The sequence below is a fragment of the Paracoccus sp. SSJ genome (assembly GCF_030234105.1).
GTDB classification, from domain to species: Bacteria; Pseudomonadota; Alphaproteobacteria; order Rhodobacterales; family Rhodobacteraceae; genus Paracoccus; species Paracoccus denitrificans.
On the sequence record NZ_JASSPE010000018.1, the window covers coordinates 79,780 to 94,400 of the forward strand.

The following is a 14,621-nucleotide window of genomic DNA, read 5'->3' on the forward strand; positions in this document are numbered from 1 at the left end:
CGGCCAAGCCGGGGTCGCCCAGGGGCGGTTCAGCCCTTGCTTTCGGCTTCGGCCAGCTTGGCGTCGATGATCTTCTTCAGATCATCCCAGGGCTGGTTCTGGACCTTTTCGCCGGCGATGATGAAGGTCGGCGTGCCCTCGATCTGGTCGGCGGTGGCATGGGTCTGGAAGGTGGTGACCAGGTCCGCGACCTTCTGCTGGTCGTTCCAGCAGGTATCCATCTGCTCGGGCGTCATGCCGGCCTTGGCGCCGATCTTGCGCAGGTTGGCGGCGATCTCGTCGCCCGATTTCGCGCTCAGCCAATTCTTCTGGTCGCCGAAGATCAGGTCCGAAACGGCATAGTATTTCTCGTCCCCGCCGCAACGGGCAAGGATGCCGGCCCAAAGCCCGACCGCGTCGAAATAGACGTCGCGCTGGATGAACTTCACCTTGCCGGTATCGACATATTCCGCCTTGAGCTTGGGCAGGTTCTGGTCGTGGAAGGCCGCGCAATGGCTGCAGGTGAAGCTGGCATATTCGATGATCGTGACCGGCGCATCGGCCTGGCCCAGCGCGATATCGGGCAGAACCTTGCCCTCGGGCATCTGCTCGGCGGCCTGGGCGTTGTCGGCGGGTTTCGCCTCTTGCGCCAGCGCCGGCAGCGCGGAAACGGTCAGCGCGGCCGTGGCGGCGGCGATCAGAGAGCGGCGAAGCAGCATCATGGATTGGCCTTTCGGTCGTTGGTGTCCCGGCGGGACAGGATGTTCAGCGCCAGCCGCCGCATGGCGGCGGACAGCGCAGGATGGTCGAAGCCCGAAGCGATGTCGTCAGCCTGGGCGATCTTCTGCGGATCGGGCGGCGGCGGCGTTCGGGGCGGCGCGGCAATGAACTCGGCCTGCCCCTCGGCAAAACCGGTTGGTGCGGTCTGCGTAAGCACGATGCGCGAGACGGCGTTGAAGCCGTAGCAGGCGTTCACCCGCTCGCGGATCTGGTCCAGCTGCATGCCGATCAGCGGCGCCTGCGCACCCGGCACCAGCAGCGTCAGCGTGGCGCCCAGGCCCTTGCCATGGCTGATCCTGACCGGGCGGGTCCGGGCGGCAAGCTCGGGACCGACCACCTCGGACCAATGGGTCAGCAGCCGGGCCGTGGCGAAGCCCCGGCTTTCGCCGACCGCCTTGACCCGCTGCGCGACCAGTTGGGCCGCCGCCTCGAAGCCGCGCATCCGGCGGCGGGGCTGGGTCTCGGGTTTCTTCTGGGCCATCGGGCAACCATATGGTTTATCTGGCGCGCAGTCTGGACCGCGACGCGCCCGGATACCAGAGAGACGAGGCTGAAAATTGCGTGACCTGAGGGTGATCCCGACCGAGCTGCTGGCATGGTACGACCGCCATGCCCGGGTGCTGCCGTGGCGCATGCCCCCCGGTCGCGGCACTGCCGACCCCTATCGCGTCTGGCTGTCCGAGGTCATGCTGCAACAGACCACCGTCGCCGCGGTGAAAGCCTATTTCGAGCGGTTCACCAGCCTTTGGCCCACGGTCCACGACCTTGCCGCCGCCGAGGATGCGCAGGTGATGGCGGAATGGGCCGGGCTCGGCTATTACGCCCGCGCCCGCAACCTGATCGCCTGCGCCCGCGCGGTCTCGGCCATGGGCGCATTCCCCGACACGCGCGCGGAACTGGCAGACCTGCCCGGCATCGGCGCCTATACCTCGGCCGCCATCGCCGCCATCGCCTTCGACCGGCCCGAAACAGTGGTGGACGGCAATGTCGAGCGCGTCGTCGCGCGGCTTTTCGCGGTCGAGACGCCCCTGCCCGCCGCCAAGCCGGAACTTGTCGCACTGGCCGCCGGCCTGACACCGTCCGAGCGGCCGGGCGATTTCGCACAGGCGATGATGGACCTGGGCGCGACCATCTGCACGCCCAGAAGCCCGGCCTGCGGCATCTGCCCGGTCATCGACCATTGCGCGGCGCGCGCGCAGGGCATCGCCGCCGACCTGCCCCGCAAGGCGCCCAAGAAGGCCAAGCCCCTGCGTCAAGGCATCGTCTGGATCGGTTTTTCCAAGGGGGCGGTCCTGGTCGAGACCCGGCCGGACCGGGGCCTTCTGGGCGGCACGCTGGCCTTTCCCTCGACCGGCTGGGACGGCTCGGACCTGCCGCCGCCTGCGCCGGGCGACTGGCAGGAGATCGGACTCATCCGCCATGTCTTCACCCATTTCGCGCTGGATCTGACGGTAATGACCGCCCGCTTGACCGCCGCGCCGGAACGCGGCAATCTGGCGCCGCTCAGCGAGTTCAGACCTGCCGCCCTGCCCGGGCTGATGCGCAAGGCCTGGGCGCTTGCCCGCCCCGAAACCGCCACCCTGCCCGCGACAACCGGTCGCCGTGGCAAGACCGGGTAAAGCCCGTCATAGTCGCGTCCGTAACACGCATTCATTCGGCCGCTTCTGCCCTTCAACGATTTTCCAGTTTCCTTGTCATGCCCATGCAAACCGCGTTTCGTTCCCGCCTGATCGATGCCCTGCCCTTCTGGCTTTCGCTGGGCATGGTGCCGCTTGCCATCATCGCCGCGCGCCTCGGCGGCTGGTGGTTCCTGCTGATGCCCCTTTACGCCTGGTATCTGACCACCATGCTCGACACGGTGCTGGGGCTGAACGAGGAAAACCCCGACACCGAGACGCCCGAGACCCAGCTTTTCTGGTATCGCGCCATCACCATCATCTGGTTCCCGATCCAGGCGGCGATGATCTTCGGTGCCATCTGGCATGCCACCCGCAGCGGGCTGTCGGGCTGGGAAAAGCTGGGGCTGTTCTTCGGCATCGGCGTCGCCTCGGGCACCATCGGCATCGTCTATGCCCACGAATTGCTGCATCAGAAGAACCGGATGGAACGCTGGCTGGGCGACCTGCTTCTGGCCTCGACGCTTTATTCGCATTTCCGCACCGAGCATCTTCTGGTGCATCATTCCTGGGTGGCGACGCCGCGCGACGCGGTCTCGGCCCGCTATAACGAAAGCTACTTTCGCTTTTTCCTGCGCGTGCTGGCCGATTGCCCGAAAAGTGCCTGGCAGGCCGAGACCCGGCGCCTGGCCCGTGCCGGCCGCTCGAAATTCGACCGCCGCAACCCGTTCTGGCGCTATGCTGCGCTGCAACTGGCGATGCTGGCGCTGGCCGCGGCGCTTGGCGGCTGGCAGGGGCTGTTGCTTTTCCTCTGGCAAGCCTTCGTCGCCGTCTGGCAGCTTGAACTGACCAATTACGTCGAGCATTACGGGCTGACCCGCAAATACCTGGGCGATGGCCGTTACGAGCATGTCCTGCCGCGCCATAGCTGGAACAGTTCGCACACGGCGACGAACTGGCTGCTCATCAACCTGCAACGCCATTCGGACCACCACTACAAGCCCGACCGGCGCTTTCCCCTGTTGCAGACCTATGCCGAGGACGAGGCGCCGCAATTGCCGATGGGCTATCCGGCCATGAATTTCCTGGCCATGATCCCGCCGCTGTGGCGCCGAAAGATGAACCCTCGTGTCAGGGCCTGGCGCCGGCAGTTCTATCCCGAGATCACCGACTGGCAGCCCTATGGCCGCGGCGAGTTGCCCATGCCGCGCGGCGCGCTATAGCGCCGCCAGCGCCGCGACGATCAGGTCGAGTTGCCGCGCACCATAGGCCGGATTGGCATGGCCGTATTCCCGCGCCTCATGCGGCACGTCGCGGCGCGGCTGCATGCGGACGGAACCGCGCATCCATTCCGGCGCGGTAAAGACCTCGTCGACCACGGTATCGGCGGGCTGGGCGATATGGATCGCGTCCCGGCCCAGTGCCTGATGCAAGATTCGCAGATAGCGCGCGTGATAGGCGCCGCCGTCACCCCGCGCCGCCATGGCGACATGCGGCGCGAAATCCTGCGGATCGGTCCTGCATTCCGCCGAAGGAAAAACCGTATCCATGAACAGCACCGGCCCTTGCCCAAGCCCCGCCAATGCCCGGATCAGGCGCAGCGTCGGCGAGTTCCCGATGCGATCGGCCAGCAGCGCCTCGACCAAACCGGAAGAGATCAGCCGGCACCGCTCGCCCCGCACGACCGAGGGAAAATCCGGACTGCGATGATGCTCTTGCAAGCCGGCCAGCCTGTGAAAGGCCAGGCAGCCGATCACCACGAAGGCATCGTAACCCGATAGCGGCAGGTCGGGGATGCCGTTATAATAGCGCATCTTCCTGCGCACCTCGGTATCGCTGGGATGAATCGCGCCGTCCCTGACCTCCAGCATGCCGATGGTGTCGCCCGGCATGGCAAACACATCGGGCTGAAAGCCGGGCCATGTTTCGGGACGGTCGCGCAGGGCGATGCGCGGGGCGGCGGTATGCGAATTGCCCAGCATCAGCACATTGCGCGGCATCATTTGCGAAAAGCCTCCAGCAGGATTTCCTCGCAGACGACACCTTCGGCGGCGTCAGTCCCCGGCTCCGGGGTTTCGGTGCTGCTCGGCCCGGTTTCCGCCACAAGCCCATGGGCACCCAGGAATGCCCCCATCACCGCCGCCACGCCCTCGGCCGTCACCTCGCGCAGATCGGGGTGAAAGAAGCGCCCACGCGCCGCTGGGTTGGTCACGATCTCATAGGCAGGGAAATAGTCCACATCCGCATGGGCCGCCGCGAACTCGTCGGCTGCCGCGCGCAGCACCGCCTTGGAACGCGCGGTCGCGGCCAGCACATGCCCGCCCGAAGCCGTCGCCGTCAGCGGCACGGGCGAGACGGTCAGGATCATTCGCATCCCCGGGTTCAGACCCTGCAACAATCCGCGCGCGCGCCCCAGATCCTCCAGCACCTCGCCAAAGCGCAGGTTGAGAAAGCCGTGGCGCTGGGGATCGAAACTGCCCGCGACCACGCCCGGACAGGTCGGCCAGACCCGGCCGCTGGCCCGGTCGGCCCAGCATTCGGTCAGCCCCAGCGTAAAGATGAAATGCGAGCTGCGCGCGAAAAGCCCGCGCACGGCCGCCAGATGCGCGCGCCGCAGCGCCAGCGCCTCCTCGGCCGAGGCAAAGCCGCGCGGCTCGACGGTCGGACGCAGCGCATCGTAAAACCGCCCGTCCCGCTGCCAGACCGCCGCCGGCTCGACCCGCCCCTCCAGTGCATCCTCAAGCAGTTGAACCAGTTGCCGGCTGGTATAGATGTTGCCGTAGCGCGCAGAATAGACACGGTAATTATAGGCCCGGACCAGCGCGGGCGGCCAGCCGCGACCCGGCGGCTCGGCATCCAGGACATTCATCCCCGCCTCGCGCAGCGCCCGCCCCACATGCTGGGCAAAGCAACTGCCCGCGGTGGCGATGGCTGCGTCGCGCCCCAGCCCGAATTTCGGCGCGAAGATCCCGGCGGGGGCGGCGGGATCGGCCTCGGCCACGCCGCAGCGCCAGAAGGCATTGGCGGGAAGATCGGAATAGGGATGGCTCATGCCCCGCTCATCCCACATTCCGGCAGACGCGAAAAGGCCCCGCCCGGCGGATGCCGCAGGACGGGGCAAGGCGGTCCCGGCCGCGCCAGAGCTCGCAAGGATCCGGGACTTGGCGAAACCGGGAAATCAGTGGGCGCGGCCCTCGTCGGCCTCCATCTCGGCGCGGATCTGCTGGCGCAGGATGTCGATGGGCACCATCCGCCCCTCGCGCCGGAAGTGCCAATAGGTCCAGCCGTTGCAGCTTGGCGCCCCCTCCAGCGCGGCGCCGACCTGATGAATCGAGCCCTTCACGTCGTTGCCGATCAGGCTGCCATCGGCGCGCACCTTGGCCTTGTGGCGGTTGTTCAGCGAGTAAAGTTCTTCGCCCGGGCGCAGCATGCCGCGCTCGACCACCTGGCCGAAGGGCACGCGCGGCTCGGCGCGCTTGGGCTTGATGGTGGCGATGGCCTCGCTGTCGAACTTGCGGATGCGGGCGATGCGTTTCTCGGCCACCTCGCGATAGGCCGCTTCGCGCTCGATGCCGATGAAGTCGCGGCCCAGCATCTTGGCCACCGCGCCGGTGGTGCCGGTGCCGAAGAACGGGTCCAGCACCACGTCGCCCGGATTGGTCGAGCCGACCAGGATGCGGTGCAGCAGCGCCTCGGGCTTCTGGGTCGGATGCGCCTTGGCGCCACCCGCATCCTTCAGCCGCTCGCCGCCGGTGCAAATCGGCAGCACCCAGTCCGAGCGCATCTGCACGCCCTCGTTCAGCGATTTCAGCGCCTCGTAGTTGAAGGTGTATTTCGCACCCTCGGACTTGCTGGCCCAGATCATCGTCTCATGCGCGTTGGTCAGCCGCTTGCCGCGGAAATTCGGCATCGGGTTGGCCTTGCGCCAGACCACGTCGTTCAGGATCCAGAAGCCCTGGTTCTGCAACTCGGCGCCGACCCGGAAGATGTTGTGATACGAGCCGATGACCCAGATCGCCCCGTCCGGCTTGAGGATGCGGCGCGCGGCGGCAAGCCAGTCGCGGGTAAAGCGGTCATAGGCGGCAAAGCCCGAGAACTGGTCCCAATGGTCGTCCACCGCATCGACCCTGGAATTGTCCGGTCGATGCAGCTCGCCCTTGAGTTGCAGGTTATAGGGCGGGTCGGCAAAGATCAGGTCGACGCTGGCCTCGGGCAGCGCATTCATGATCTCGATGCAATCTCCGGCCAGAATCTGGTTGAGCGGAAGGGTTCGCGCCGCAGCGCGGGATTTCATGTCAAGCTTCGTCATCACTGCCTCGGGTTTCGGCTATTGGTTTGCCGATTTGATGAGGCCGATAATGAGTCACCGCCGATTCGCCGTCAAATTCTTTTTCGAATCAACGGGTTGCGGTTTCTTCTTTACACAATATCTTGTGGACGGGGGCAAAGCTGCGCCTATGATATGGGGTCACGCCCAGATCTAGCAGCGCCTGGCGATGCGCCGGCGTCGGATAACCGGCATTCGCCTCCCAGCCGTATCCGGGGTGCTGTTGCGCCAAATCCACCATGATGCGATCGCGCAACAGTTTGGCCAGGATCGAGGCCGCGGCGATGGACAGGCAGCGCGCATCGCCCCCGACCACCGCCTGCCCCGGCAGGTCCAGGTCGCGCGGCAGCATGTTGCCGTCGACCAGCACCAGGCAGGGCCGCTGGCGCAACCCGGCGATGGCCCGGCACATTGCCAGATGCGAGGCGCGCAGGATGTTCAGCCGGTCGATTTCCTCGACGCTCGCATGGCCCACCGCCCAGTCGCAGCGCGCCATGACCAGCTCGGCCAGCGCCTCGCGCCGCTTCGCCGTCAGCTTCTTGGAATCGTTCAGCCCCTCGGGGATGCAACCCGCATCCAGGATCACCGCCGCCGCCGTGACCGGCCCGGCCAGGGGGCCACGCCCGACCTCGTCCACGCCGGCCACGAACCGCGCCCCGGAGCGAAGCGCGGCCTCCTCAAGGGAATAATCCGGCCAGCTCATGCCTCGACGGTGACGGGGGCGATCTCGACCTCTTCCAGGTTCACGCCCTCGCCCTCGCGATCCACGACCAGGAAATCGGCCGCCCGGTCCAGCGGCGTCAGCACGCCATGCCAGATCCCGGCACGCAGGTTCACCCCCATGCCCGCCGGCACCAGAAAGGCGATCGGCGCGCCCGGCCGGCCGCCCTCGTCCGGCGCCACGATCGACAGCCAGGGATCAGGCCCCAGCGGCACGAAGGCTTGCGACCCCAGGGGATGGCGCTCCAGCAGCGCGCAATCATAGGGCAGGCTCACCGGCTCGGAGCGAAAGATCGAGATGATCGCCTCGCCCCCGCCGCGCTCGACCGTGGCCAGCGCATGATGCCGCTCGCAGCGCCCGGCATTGATCATCTTCGAAGGCGCCTCGCGCGGGGACAGCAACTCGCCGAAGGGGGCGAACTCCTCGGCCGTGATCGGCCTTGCCTTGATCCTGCTCATCTTTCTCCGTTTCCCAAATACTCCGGGGGTCCGGGGGCGGCGCCCCCGGTCCGGCCTCTACAACCGCTCCATCCGCGGCAGGAAGATGGTCAGCAGACCCATCAGCGGCAGATAAGAGCAGATCCGATAGACGAATTCGATCCCCCTGGCATCCGCGATCACCCCCAGCACCGCGGCGGCGATCCCGCCCATGCCGAAGGCGAAGCCGAAGAAGATGCCGGCGATCATCCCGGTCCGCCCCGGCACCAGCTCCTGCGCAAAGACCACGATGGCCGGAAAGGCCGAGGCCAGGATCACCCCGATCAGCACGGTCAGGAACCCGGTCGCGACCAGCCCCACATGCGGCAGCATCAGGGTAAAGGGCAGGATGCCCAGGATCGAGAACCAGATCACCTTCAAGGGCCCGATCCGGTCGCCGATCAACCCGCCCAGCATGACCCCCGCCGCCATGCCGCCCAGGAACAGGAACAGCATCAGCTGCGCATGCTGCGTGCTCAGCCCGAACTTCTCGATCAGGAAGAAGGTGTAATAGCTCGAAATGCTGGCGGTATAGATGTTCTTGGTGAATGTCAGCAGCGCCAGCACCACGATGGCCAGGGCCACGCGTTGACGGGTGAAGGGCGAGGCTTCCGCCGGACGCGCGGACGCCGCCTTGCGCCGCCCGTCGGCCCAGCTGCCGATGCGCCACAGGATCGCCGATCCCGCCATGGCGGCGACCGAGAAGATGGCGACCGAAGGCCGGCCCAGAGGCACGACGACAAAGGCCGCCAGCAGCGGTCCCAACGCGCTGCCGAAATTGCCGCCCAGCTGGAACAGCGACTGCGCCGTGCCGAATCGGCCACCCGAGGCGATGCGCGCCACGCGCGAGCTTTCGGGATGGAACACGGCCGAGCCGATGCCGATCAGCATCGCCCCCGACAGAAGCACCCAGTATTCATGCGCCAGCGCCAGCAACAGCACGCCGACGACGGTCGAGCCCATGCCCACGGCCAGCGAACGCGGCATCGGATTGCGATCCGTCACCATGCCCACCACCGGCTGAAGCAGCGAGGCCGTGACCTGGAAGGCAAAGGTCATCATGCCGATCTGCCAATAGGACAGCGCGAACTCCTCGCGCAGCAAGGGATAGATCGCGGCCAGCATGGATTGCATGATGTCATTGATCATGTGGCACAGGCTGATCGCGATCAGCACCGTCCAGGCCGTGGCGGATACGCCCTGGCCGCGGAACATCGAAGCTTCCGTCACGGCATCACCTCTTGAGAATCGCCGGATTTGTCCTGCCCGGCCGGCGGAATGTCAACCTGGACAGGCGGATCATGGCCGGCGCCTGCAATTGACCTTGACCCTCACGGGAATTTGCAATCAAAAACTAAACCAATAAGTTTACCAAATCCCCCCGGTCGGGCAGACCCGTCGCTTCGGCCCTGCCGAGCCCGGGCGAGGCGAGCCCGCTCGGTCGAGCAAACAGAGTTCTGCCGCAACCCCGACGCAAAGACATATTTTAGACATGATTGAGCTTCCCAGCTACGTGGCGCAGGCACTTTCGGCAGAACCGCAAGAGCGCAAACGCCGGAACATGACCTGGCAGGCCGTCCAGGAAGAGGTTCTGACCCGCATCCACAACGGCAACTGGCCCGAGGGAGAACTGATCCCGACCGAAGCCGAACTGGCGACCGAATTCGGCTGCGCGCGCGCCACCGTGAACCGGGCCTTGCAGACCCTGGCGCAAAGCGGCGTGCTCGAACGCCGGCGCAAGGTCGGCACCCGCGTCGCGCAGCATCCCCGCGTGCAGATGGTGCGCTTCCTGCTGCGGCGCGAGATCGAGGCCGCCGGCAAGACCTATGGCTATGCCCTGCTGGATTACGAGGAATGCTCGCCTCCGGCGGATGTCGCGCAGGCGATGCTGCTGCGCACCGACGACCGCCTCCTTCGCGTCCAGGCCAGCTTCAGCGCCGACGGCGTGCCCTATTGCTGCGAGGAACGCTGGATCAACAGCTACACCACCCCCGGGCTGACGCGCGAGGCCCTGGTGCAGATGAGCTCCTGCGAATGGCTGCTGGGCCATGTGCCGGTCAACCGTGCCAGCATGGCGATCGGCGCGGCGCTGGCCGGCCCGGCCCTGGCGTCCGAGGCGCTTGGCCTGGCGCCGGGCGACCCGGTCCTGCTGGTCGAGCGGATAGACTGGCTGAACAACATGCCGGTCTCGCTGACGCGGCGCTATTTCCCGCAGCATCATCGCTTCGCCGCGACGATCTGAGGGCCGCGTTCAACCCGAGTTGACCGGCACAAGCTTGCCTTGCGCGCACATTTGGCCAAATGTGCCCGACAAAACCAGAACACGACAGGCAAACAGACCGGATTCGAGCATGCCCCCGACCCGATCCCACACGGGCCTTGTCGCGCGCCTTTCACTGGCCGCGGCCGCCCTTGTCCTTCCGCTTTCGCCCGGCTGGGCGCAGGCCGCCCCTGCCACCCCGCCGGCCTCCGGCACCGCCGCGCAGGTCGCGGCCCCGAAGCCCAAGGCGCTGAGCACGATCAGCCCGGCCGAGATCGAGGTGGCCGGCTATGACGGCGGCGACCTGCCCGCCGGCCAGTCCGCGCTGACCGCCAAGGTGCAGATCCTGCTGGACCGCGCCGGCATCTCGCCCGGCGTGGTGGACGGCTGGCGCGGCGGGATGAGCGAAAGCGCCATCATGGCCTTCCAGCGCCGCTCGGGCCTGCCGATGACCGGCCGCATGGATCATGCGGTGTGGGACTTGCTGCAGGGCTATGCCGCCGCGCCGCTGACCACGGCCTATACCATCACCGACGAGGACACGACCGGCCTGGTCGACCGCATCCCCTCGGATTACGCCGAAAAGGCGGCGATGACCTCGCAGGGCTATACCAGCGTGCTGGAAAAGCTGGCCGAGCGTTTCCACATGGACGAGAAATTCCTGGCCAAGATGAACCCCGGCGCAGCCTTCCGGCCCGGCGAGACGATCCATGCCACCGTCCCCGCCAAGCCGATCCGCGCCACCGTCACCCGCATCATCGTCGACAAGGAGACCCGCCGCGTCGCCGCCTATGACGCCAAGGGCAACATGGTCGCGGACTATCCGGCCACGGTCGGCTCGGCCGACACGCCCTCGCCGCATGGCAATCACGTCGTGGATGCTGTGGCGCTGAACCCGACCTATACCTACAACCCGCATCGCAACTTCAAGCAGGGCCAGAACGACCGGGTGCTGACCATACCGCCGGGGCCGAACGGGCCGGTCGGCAATGTCTGGATCGACCTGTCCGAGCCGACCTACGGCATCCACGGAACCGCCACGCCCTCGCAGCTGTTCCTGAACCAGTCGCATGGCTGCGTGCGGCTGACGAACTGGGATGCGTGGGAACTGGCGCATATGGTCAAGCCCAAGGTCACGACGGTCGAATTCCTGCCCCCCGGGGTCAGGATCGCCGATGTGGCCGGCGCCTCGCCCGTGGCGGCGGCGACGCAGACGGCAGCGGTCGCGGCCATCGCAGGCACCCGCCCGCCGGCCCGCGGCGACCGGGTGCCGCCGGCCATCGCCGCGGCCATCCCCGAGGTGCCGCCCGCGGTCGCTGAGACGACGGCCATTCCCACAGCCGCAACCGTCGTCGAGGCCGCGACAGAAGCCGCCGCGGCCGTGGCCACGACCGAGCCATTGGTCATCACCCCCGAGGTGCCCGTTTCACAGGAACCGCTGGTCTCCGACACGCAGCACCCCCTGCCGGTCGAGGAAGAGCCGGAATATCCCTCGGACGTCATGCTTCCCGAAAGCCTGCCGGGACAGGCGCCGGGCAGCGTGACGCTTTACCCGCAGGCCGGGCAGCCCTGAGATGCGTGGGCTGGCCTCGGTCCTGGCCTTGGTCCTGGCGGCTACGCTGATGGTCCTGCCGGGCCAGGCACCGGCACAGGACGCGCCCACGCCGCGCCCCGACCACCCGGCCGAGGAGCGCCCTGTCCCGCGGCCAGAAAACGAGGCTGCTCCGCCGGAAGGGGACGCCAAGCCCACCCCCGAACCCGCATCCCCGGCAGAACCGCCGGAGGATCCCGCGGAACCCGAAGCCCCTGCCCCGACCGGCTTGCCGGTTCACACCACCTTGCGGGAAAGCGATTTCGACTATTCCGCCTGCCTGCTGGAGCTGACCCTGCTGGGCGCCGATTACAGCGAAGCGCCGCCGATCCTCGACCCGGACCAGCGCGATTGCGGCATCGATCGCCCGATCCTGCTGCGCCAGGCCCTGCCGGGGATCGAGATCCCGGGCGGCGCCCCCATGCGTTGCGACCTGGCCCGGCATCTGGCGCATTGGCTGCGCGATTTCGTCCGCCCTGCCGCCGCCCTGCTGCCGGGCCAGCCGAGGCTTGTCGCACTGGAGCCGGGCTCGACCTATCAATGCCGGTCAACGGTAGGGAACGAGGGCGAAAACCTATCGGAGCACGCTTTCGGCAATGCCTTCGACATCGCCGCCTTCCGCTTCGACGACGGCACGCGCATCGCGGTCGAACCGCGCCAGGACAGCGGCGACCTGCACGAGGCCTTCCAGAGCGCAGCGCGCGGCACCGCCTGCCTGCATTTCACTACGGTTCTGGGCCCCGGCGCCAATGCGGCGCATGACGACCACCTGCATCTCGACATCAAGGCCCGGCGCGGCGATTTTCGGCTGTGCCAATAGGGCTCAGCGCCGGACCCGCCCCAGATCCAGATATTCCGGGTCGAACCGCGCCAGCCGCACCAGCCTTTGCCAGTCGAGGATCTCGACCTCGCTGCCGGTCCAGCGGATCAGCCCGTCCGCGCGCAGGTCGCGCACGGCACGGTTCACATGGATCGGGGTATAGCCCAGGATATCGGCCAGCTCCTTCTGCAACAGCGGCAGCGTGAAGCGATGGTCCTGCGCCGCGCCGACGCTGGAGAGCCGAGTGTAAAGCTCGCACAAGAGATGCGCCAGATGCGCGCTTGAACGCAACGAGGCGGTCGCGACCAGCCATTGCCGGTGGATCGCGGCATCGATCACCGTGGACATCCACAAAAGCCGGGTCAGATGCGGAAAATCCTGCGTGATCCGCCGCAGGTCGGCATGCTCGACGAACTCCACCTCGGATTCGCCGACCGAGATCACGTCATGCTCCAGTCCGGCCAGCACGAAACCATGCAGATCGACGAAATCCCCCGGAACATGCAGGGCGGTGATGACCCGCTCGCCCGGGCGGCCGACCAGGTCGTGCCGGCGCGCCGCCATGCCGCGCAGCATCATGCAGCTGCGCGTCGCCAGCCGTCCTCGGGGCACGATCACCTCGCCGGGACGAAAGCAGACATGCACGGTCGGAATTGCGCGCAGGCAGGCGATATCGGCTTCGGAAAGCAGGTCTCTTCGTTGCAGGTATCGGACGAAGTATTCGGTGGTGGCCATGATGCTCCTCGGCTCGACCGCAGGAGATTGTCAACGCGCCGACAGCTGTGCAATGACCTCGGGACTCGGGTTAACATTCATCAATCATGCCATAACCCCACCGGATTCATAGGGTTCCTTCACCGCAAGCGGAGATTGGTGGAGGCACCCCCAGCGCTTCGGCCAGCAGCGCGAAGCTTTGACGGGCATCGTCGCGCCGGCGGGTGAAGAAGGCGTCCAGCGCCGGGTAAAGCCGCACCGCCTCGTCCAGCGCGGGGTCCGAGCCCGGCGCATAAAGCCCGGCGCGGATCATCAGTTCGGATTCGGCATAGGTGCCGAGCGTCGCCCGCGCCCGGGCGATCAGCGCATTCTCGTCCGCACTGGCCGCCTGCGGCAACGAGCGCGAGACCGAGCGCAGCACGTCCACCGCCGGAAACCGCCCGCGCTCGGCGATGCCACGGTCCAGCACGACATGGCCGTCCAGCACGCCGCGCAGGATGTCGGCCACCGGCTCTTCCATGTCCGAGCCCGCGACCAGCACGCTGAAGATCGCGGTGATGTCCCCCGCCCCCGCCGGTCCCGGCCCCGAGCGCTCGGCCAGCGACATGATCAGATGCGAGGTCGAGGGCGGAAAGCCGCGATAACTGGGACTTTCCCCCGCCGCCAGCGCGATCTCCCGATGCGCCTCGGCAAAGCGGGTGATCGAATCGGCCAGGAACAGCACATGCCGGCCCTGGTCGCGGAAATGCTCGGCCACCGTCATCGCCGCCCAGGCGCAGCGCCGGCGCATCAAGGGCGGCTGGTCCGAGGTCGCCGCCACCACGACCGAGCGCGCCATCCCCTCCTCGCCCAGCGTTTCCTCGACGAATTCGCGCAATTCGCGCCCGCGCTCGCCGACCAGCGCGATCACCACCACATCGGCCGAAACCCCCTTGGCCAGCATCGAAAGCAGCGTCGACTTGCCCACGCCCGAGCCCGCGAACAGCCCCATCCGCTGCCCCCGCACCAGCGGCAGAAGCGTGTCGAAGACCGCCAGCCCCGTATCCAGCCGCCCGCCCAGCCGGTTGCGCGACGCAGCAGGCGGCGGCGGCGGACGAAAGCCGCGCTCCTCGCCGCCCGCGACCAGGGGACGGCCGTCGAGCGGCCTGCCGAAAGGATCGATGATTCGCCCGATCCAGGCATTCGCCGGCTTCGCCGAAATGTGGGAAGGCTAGGGCGTGTGGGGATTCATCGTGAGTTGATAACGGCAGCAGCGAGGTAGACCATTGCTTCGAAGCTCTGATCGGTTTTGCAGGCACGCATAGCGATGCGCTTGAACTCCTTCAGCTTGCAGAAGA

Annotated in this window: 14 protein-coding genes and 1 pseudogene; 5 read left to right on the plus strand and 10 right to left on the minus strand. The window is 67.3% G+C overall.

The annotated features are described in order from the left end of the window. Positions 1–29: 29 nt before the first annotated feature. Complete coding sequence (locus QPR87_RS18145; RefSeq protein ID WP_011748382.1) at positions 30–701, minus strand: DsbA family protein; 672 nt, start codon at positions 699–701, stop codon at positions 30–32. Then, entirely contained in the window at positions 698–1,240 is a 543-nt protein-coding gene (locus QPR87_RS18150) for a DUF721 domain-containing protein (protein WP_104493616.1), read from the minus strand. Before QPR87_RS18150 ends, QPR87_RS18145 begins: the two co-directional genes overlap by 4 nt. A 76-nt stretch (positions 1,241–1,316) precedes the next feature. On the opposite strand from QPR87_RS18150, the gene QPR87_RS18155 reads away from it, so the two are divergent. Together QPR87_RS18155 and QPR87_RS18160 are read left to right on the plus strand one after the other, a co-directional pair. Further along, positions 1,317–2,378 carry an A/G-specific adenine glycosylase gene (locus QPR87_RS18155; RefSeq protein ID WP_502921622.1) on the plus strand — a complete coding sequence of 354 codons (1,062 nt, stop codon included), beginning with the start codon at positions 1,317–1,319 and terminating at the stop codon, positions 2,376–2,378. 83 nt (positions 2,379–2,461) lie between these two features. Then, a complete protein-coding gene (locus tag QPR87_RS18160) occupies positions 2,462–3,598 on the plus strand; it encodes an alkane 1-monooxygenase (protein ID WP_285050693.1) in 1,137 nt (378 codons plus the stop codon). On the opposite strand, the gene QPR87_RS18165 is transcribed toward QPR87_RS18160, so the two are convergent. The 6 genes from QPR87_RS18165 to QPR87_RS18190 all read right to left on the minus strand — a co-directional run bounded on the left by QPR87_RS18165 (position 3,593) and on the right by QPR87_RS18190 (position 9,114). Further along, the gene (locus tag QPR87_RS18165; protein WP_230999269.1) at positions 3,593–4,378 is read right to left on the minus strand and encodes a hypothetical protein; all 786 of its coding nucleotides are present in this window, start codon (positions 4,376–4,378) and stop codon (positions 3,593–3,595) included. The two genes, QPR87_RS18160 and QPR87_RS18165, sit on opposite strands and share 6 nt — an antisense overlap. Continuing rightward, positions 4,375–5,427 carry a GSCFA domain-containing protein gene (locus QPR87_RS18170; protein WP_285050694.1) on the minus strand — a complete coding sequence of 351 codons (1,053 nt, stop codon included), beginning with the start codon at positions 5,425–5,427 and terminating at the stop codon, positions 4,375–4,377. Before QPR87_RS18170 ends, QPR87_RS18165 begins: the two co-directional genes overlap by 4 nt. Positions 5,428–5,553: 126 nt before the next feature. Next, positions 5,554–6,684, minus strand: a complete 1,131-nt coding sequence (locus QPR87_RS18175; protein WP_011748388.1) for a site-specific DNA-methyltransferase — start codon at positions 6,682–6,684, stop codon at positions 5,554–5,556. Positions 6,685–6,772: 88 nt separating this feature from the next. Continuing rightward, positions 6,773–7,405, minus strand: a complete 633-nt coding sequence (gene rnhB / locus QPR87_RS18180; RefSeq protein WP_104493620.1) for a ribonuclease HII — start codon at positions 7,403–7,405, stop codon at positions 6,773–6,775. Then, positions 7,402–7,881 carry an ureidoglycolate lyase gene (locus QPR87_RS18185; protein ID WP_104493621.1) on the minus strand — a complete coding sequence of 160 codons (480 nt, stop codon included), beginning with the start codon at positions 7,879–7,881 and terminating at the stop codon, positions 7,402–7,404. Before QPR87_RS18185 ends, rnhB begins: the two co-directional genes overlap by 4 nt. Before the next feature lie 57 nt (positions 7,882–7,938). Next, positions 7,939–9,114 carry an MFS transporter gene (locus QPR87_RS18190; RefSeq protein ID WP_011748391.1) on the minus strand — a complete coding sequence of 392 codons (1,176 nt, stop codon included), beginning with the start codon at positions 9,112–9,114 and terminating at the stop codon, positions 7,939–7,941. A gap of 277 nt (positions 9,115–9,391) precedes the next feature. Here QPR87_RS18190 and QPR87_RS18195 point away from each other — a divergent pair, with 277 nt between their 5' ends. The 3 genes from QPR87_RS18195 to QPR87_RS18205 all read left to right on the plus strand — a co-directional run bounded on the left by QPR87_RS18195 (position 9,392) and on the right by QPR87_RS18205 (position 12,570). Then, complete coding sequence (locus QPR87_RS18195) at positions 9,392–10,141, plus strand: GntR family transcriptional regulator (protein ID WP_011748392.1); 750 nt, start codon at positions 9,392–9,394, stop codon at positions 10,139–10,141. A 109-nt stretch (positions 10,142–10,250) separates the two neighbouring features. Then, a complete protein-coding gene (locus QPR87_RS18200; RefSeq protein ID WP_285050696.1) occupies positions 10,251–11,732 on the plus strand; it encodes a L,D-transpeptidase family protein in 1,482 nt (493 codons plus the stop codon). Position 11,733: 1 nt separating this feature from the next. Next, on the plus strand, positions 11,734–12,570 hold the full coding sequence (locus tag QPR87_RS18205; protein ID WP_285050697.1) for an extensin family protein: 837 nt from the start codon (positions 11,734–11,736) through the stop codon (positions 12,568–12,570). Between the two features lie 3 nt (positions 12,571–12,573). Here the strand turns inward: QPR87_RS18205 and QPR87_RS18210 are convergent, their stop codons facing one another. Together QPR87_RS18210 and QPR87_RS18215 are read right to left on the minus strand one after the other, a co-directional pair. Next, the gene (locus tag QPR87_RS18210; RefSeq protein ID WP_285050698.1) at positions 12,574–13,305 is read right to left on the minus strand and encodes a Crp/Fnr family transcriptional regulator; all 732 of its coding nucleotides are present in this window, start codon (positions 13,303–13,305) and stop codon (positions 12,574–12,576) included. 106 nt (positions 13,306–13,411) lie between these two features. Beyond that, positions 13,412–14,473: pseudogene (locus QPR87_RS18215) on the minus strand (FliI/YscN family ATPase); the annotation flags it as partial. Positions 14,474–14,621 lie beyond the last annotated feature (148 nt).

Excerpts from the sequence above, each read along its gene's own strand:
- QPR87_RS18150 (WP_104493616.1), bottom strand. The coding sequence starts at position 1,240 with ATGGCCCAGAAGAAACCCGAGACCCAGCCCCGCCGCCGGATGCGCGGC.
- QPR87_RS18165 (WP_230999269.1), bottom strand. The coding sequence starts at position 4,378 with ATGATGCCGCGCAATGTGCTGATGCTGGGCAATTCGCATACCGCCGCC.
- QPR87_RS18205 (WP_285050697.1), top strand. The coding sequence starts at position 11,734 with ATGCGTGGGCTGGCCTCGGTCCTGGCCTTGGTCCTGGCGGCTACGCTG.
- QPR87_RS18200 (WP_285050696.1), top strand. The coding sequence starts at position 10,251 with ATGCCCCCGACCCGATCCCACACGGGCCTTGTCGCGCGCCTTTCACTG.
- QPR87_RS18190 (WP_011748391.1), bottom strand. The coding sequence starts at position 9,114 with ATGTTCCGCGGCCAGGGCGTATCCGCCACGGCCTGGACGGTGCTGATC.
- QPR87_RS18185 (WP_104493621.1), bottom strand. The coding sequence starts at position 7,881 with ATGAGCAGGATCAAGGCAAGGCCGATCACGGCCGAGGAGTTCGCCCCC.
- QPR87_RS18210 (WP_285050698.1), bottom strand. The coding sequence starts at position 13,305 with ATGGCCACCACCGAATACTTCGTCCGATACCTGCAACGAAGAGACCTG.
- rnhB (WP_104493620.1), bottom strand. The coding sequence starts at position 7,405 with ATGAGCTGGCCGGATTATTCCCTTGAGGAGGCCGCGCTTCGCTCCGGG.
- QPR87_RS18170 (WP_285050694.1), bottom strand. The coding sequence starts at position 5,427 with ATGAGCCATCCCTATTCCGATCTTCCCGCCAATGCCTTCTGGCGCTGC.
- QPR87_RS18175 (WP_011748388.1), bottom strand. The coding sequence starts at position 6,684 with ATGACGAAGCTTGACATGAAATCCCGCGCTGCGGCGCGAACCCTTCCG.
- QPR87_RS18160 (WP_285050693.1), top strand. The coding sequence starts at position 2,462 with ATGCAAACCGCGTTTCGTTCCCGCCTGATCGATGCCCTGCCCTTCTGG.
- QPR87_RS18145 (WP_011748382.1), bottom strand. The coding sequence starts at position 701 with ATGATGCTGCTTCGCCGCTCTCTGATCGCCGCCGCCACGGCCGCGCTG.
- QPR87_RS18195 (WP_011748392.1), top strand. The coding sequence starts at position 9,392 with ATGATTGAGCTTCCCAGCTACGTGGCGCAGGCACTTTCGGCAGAACCG.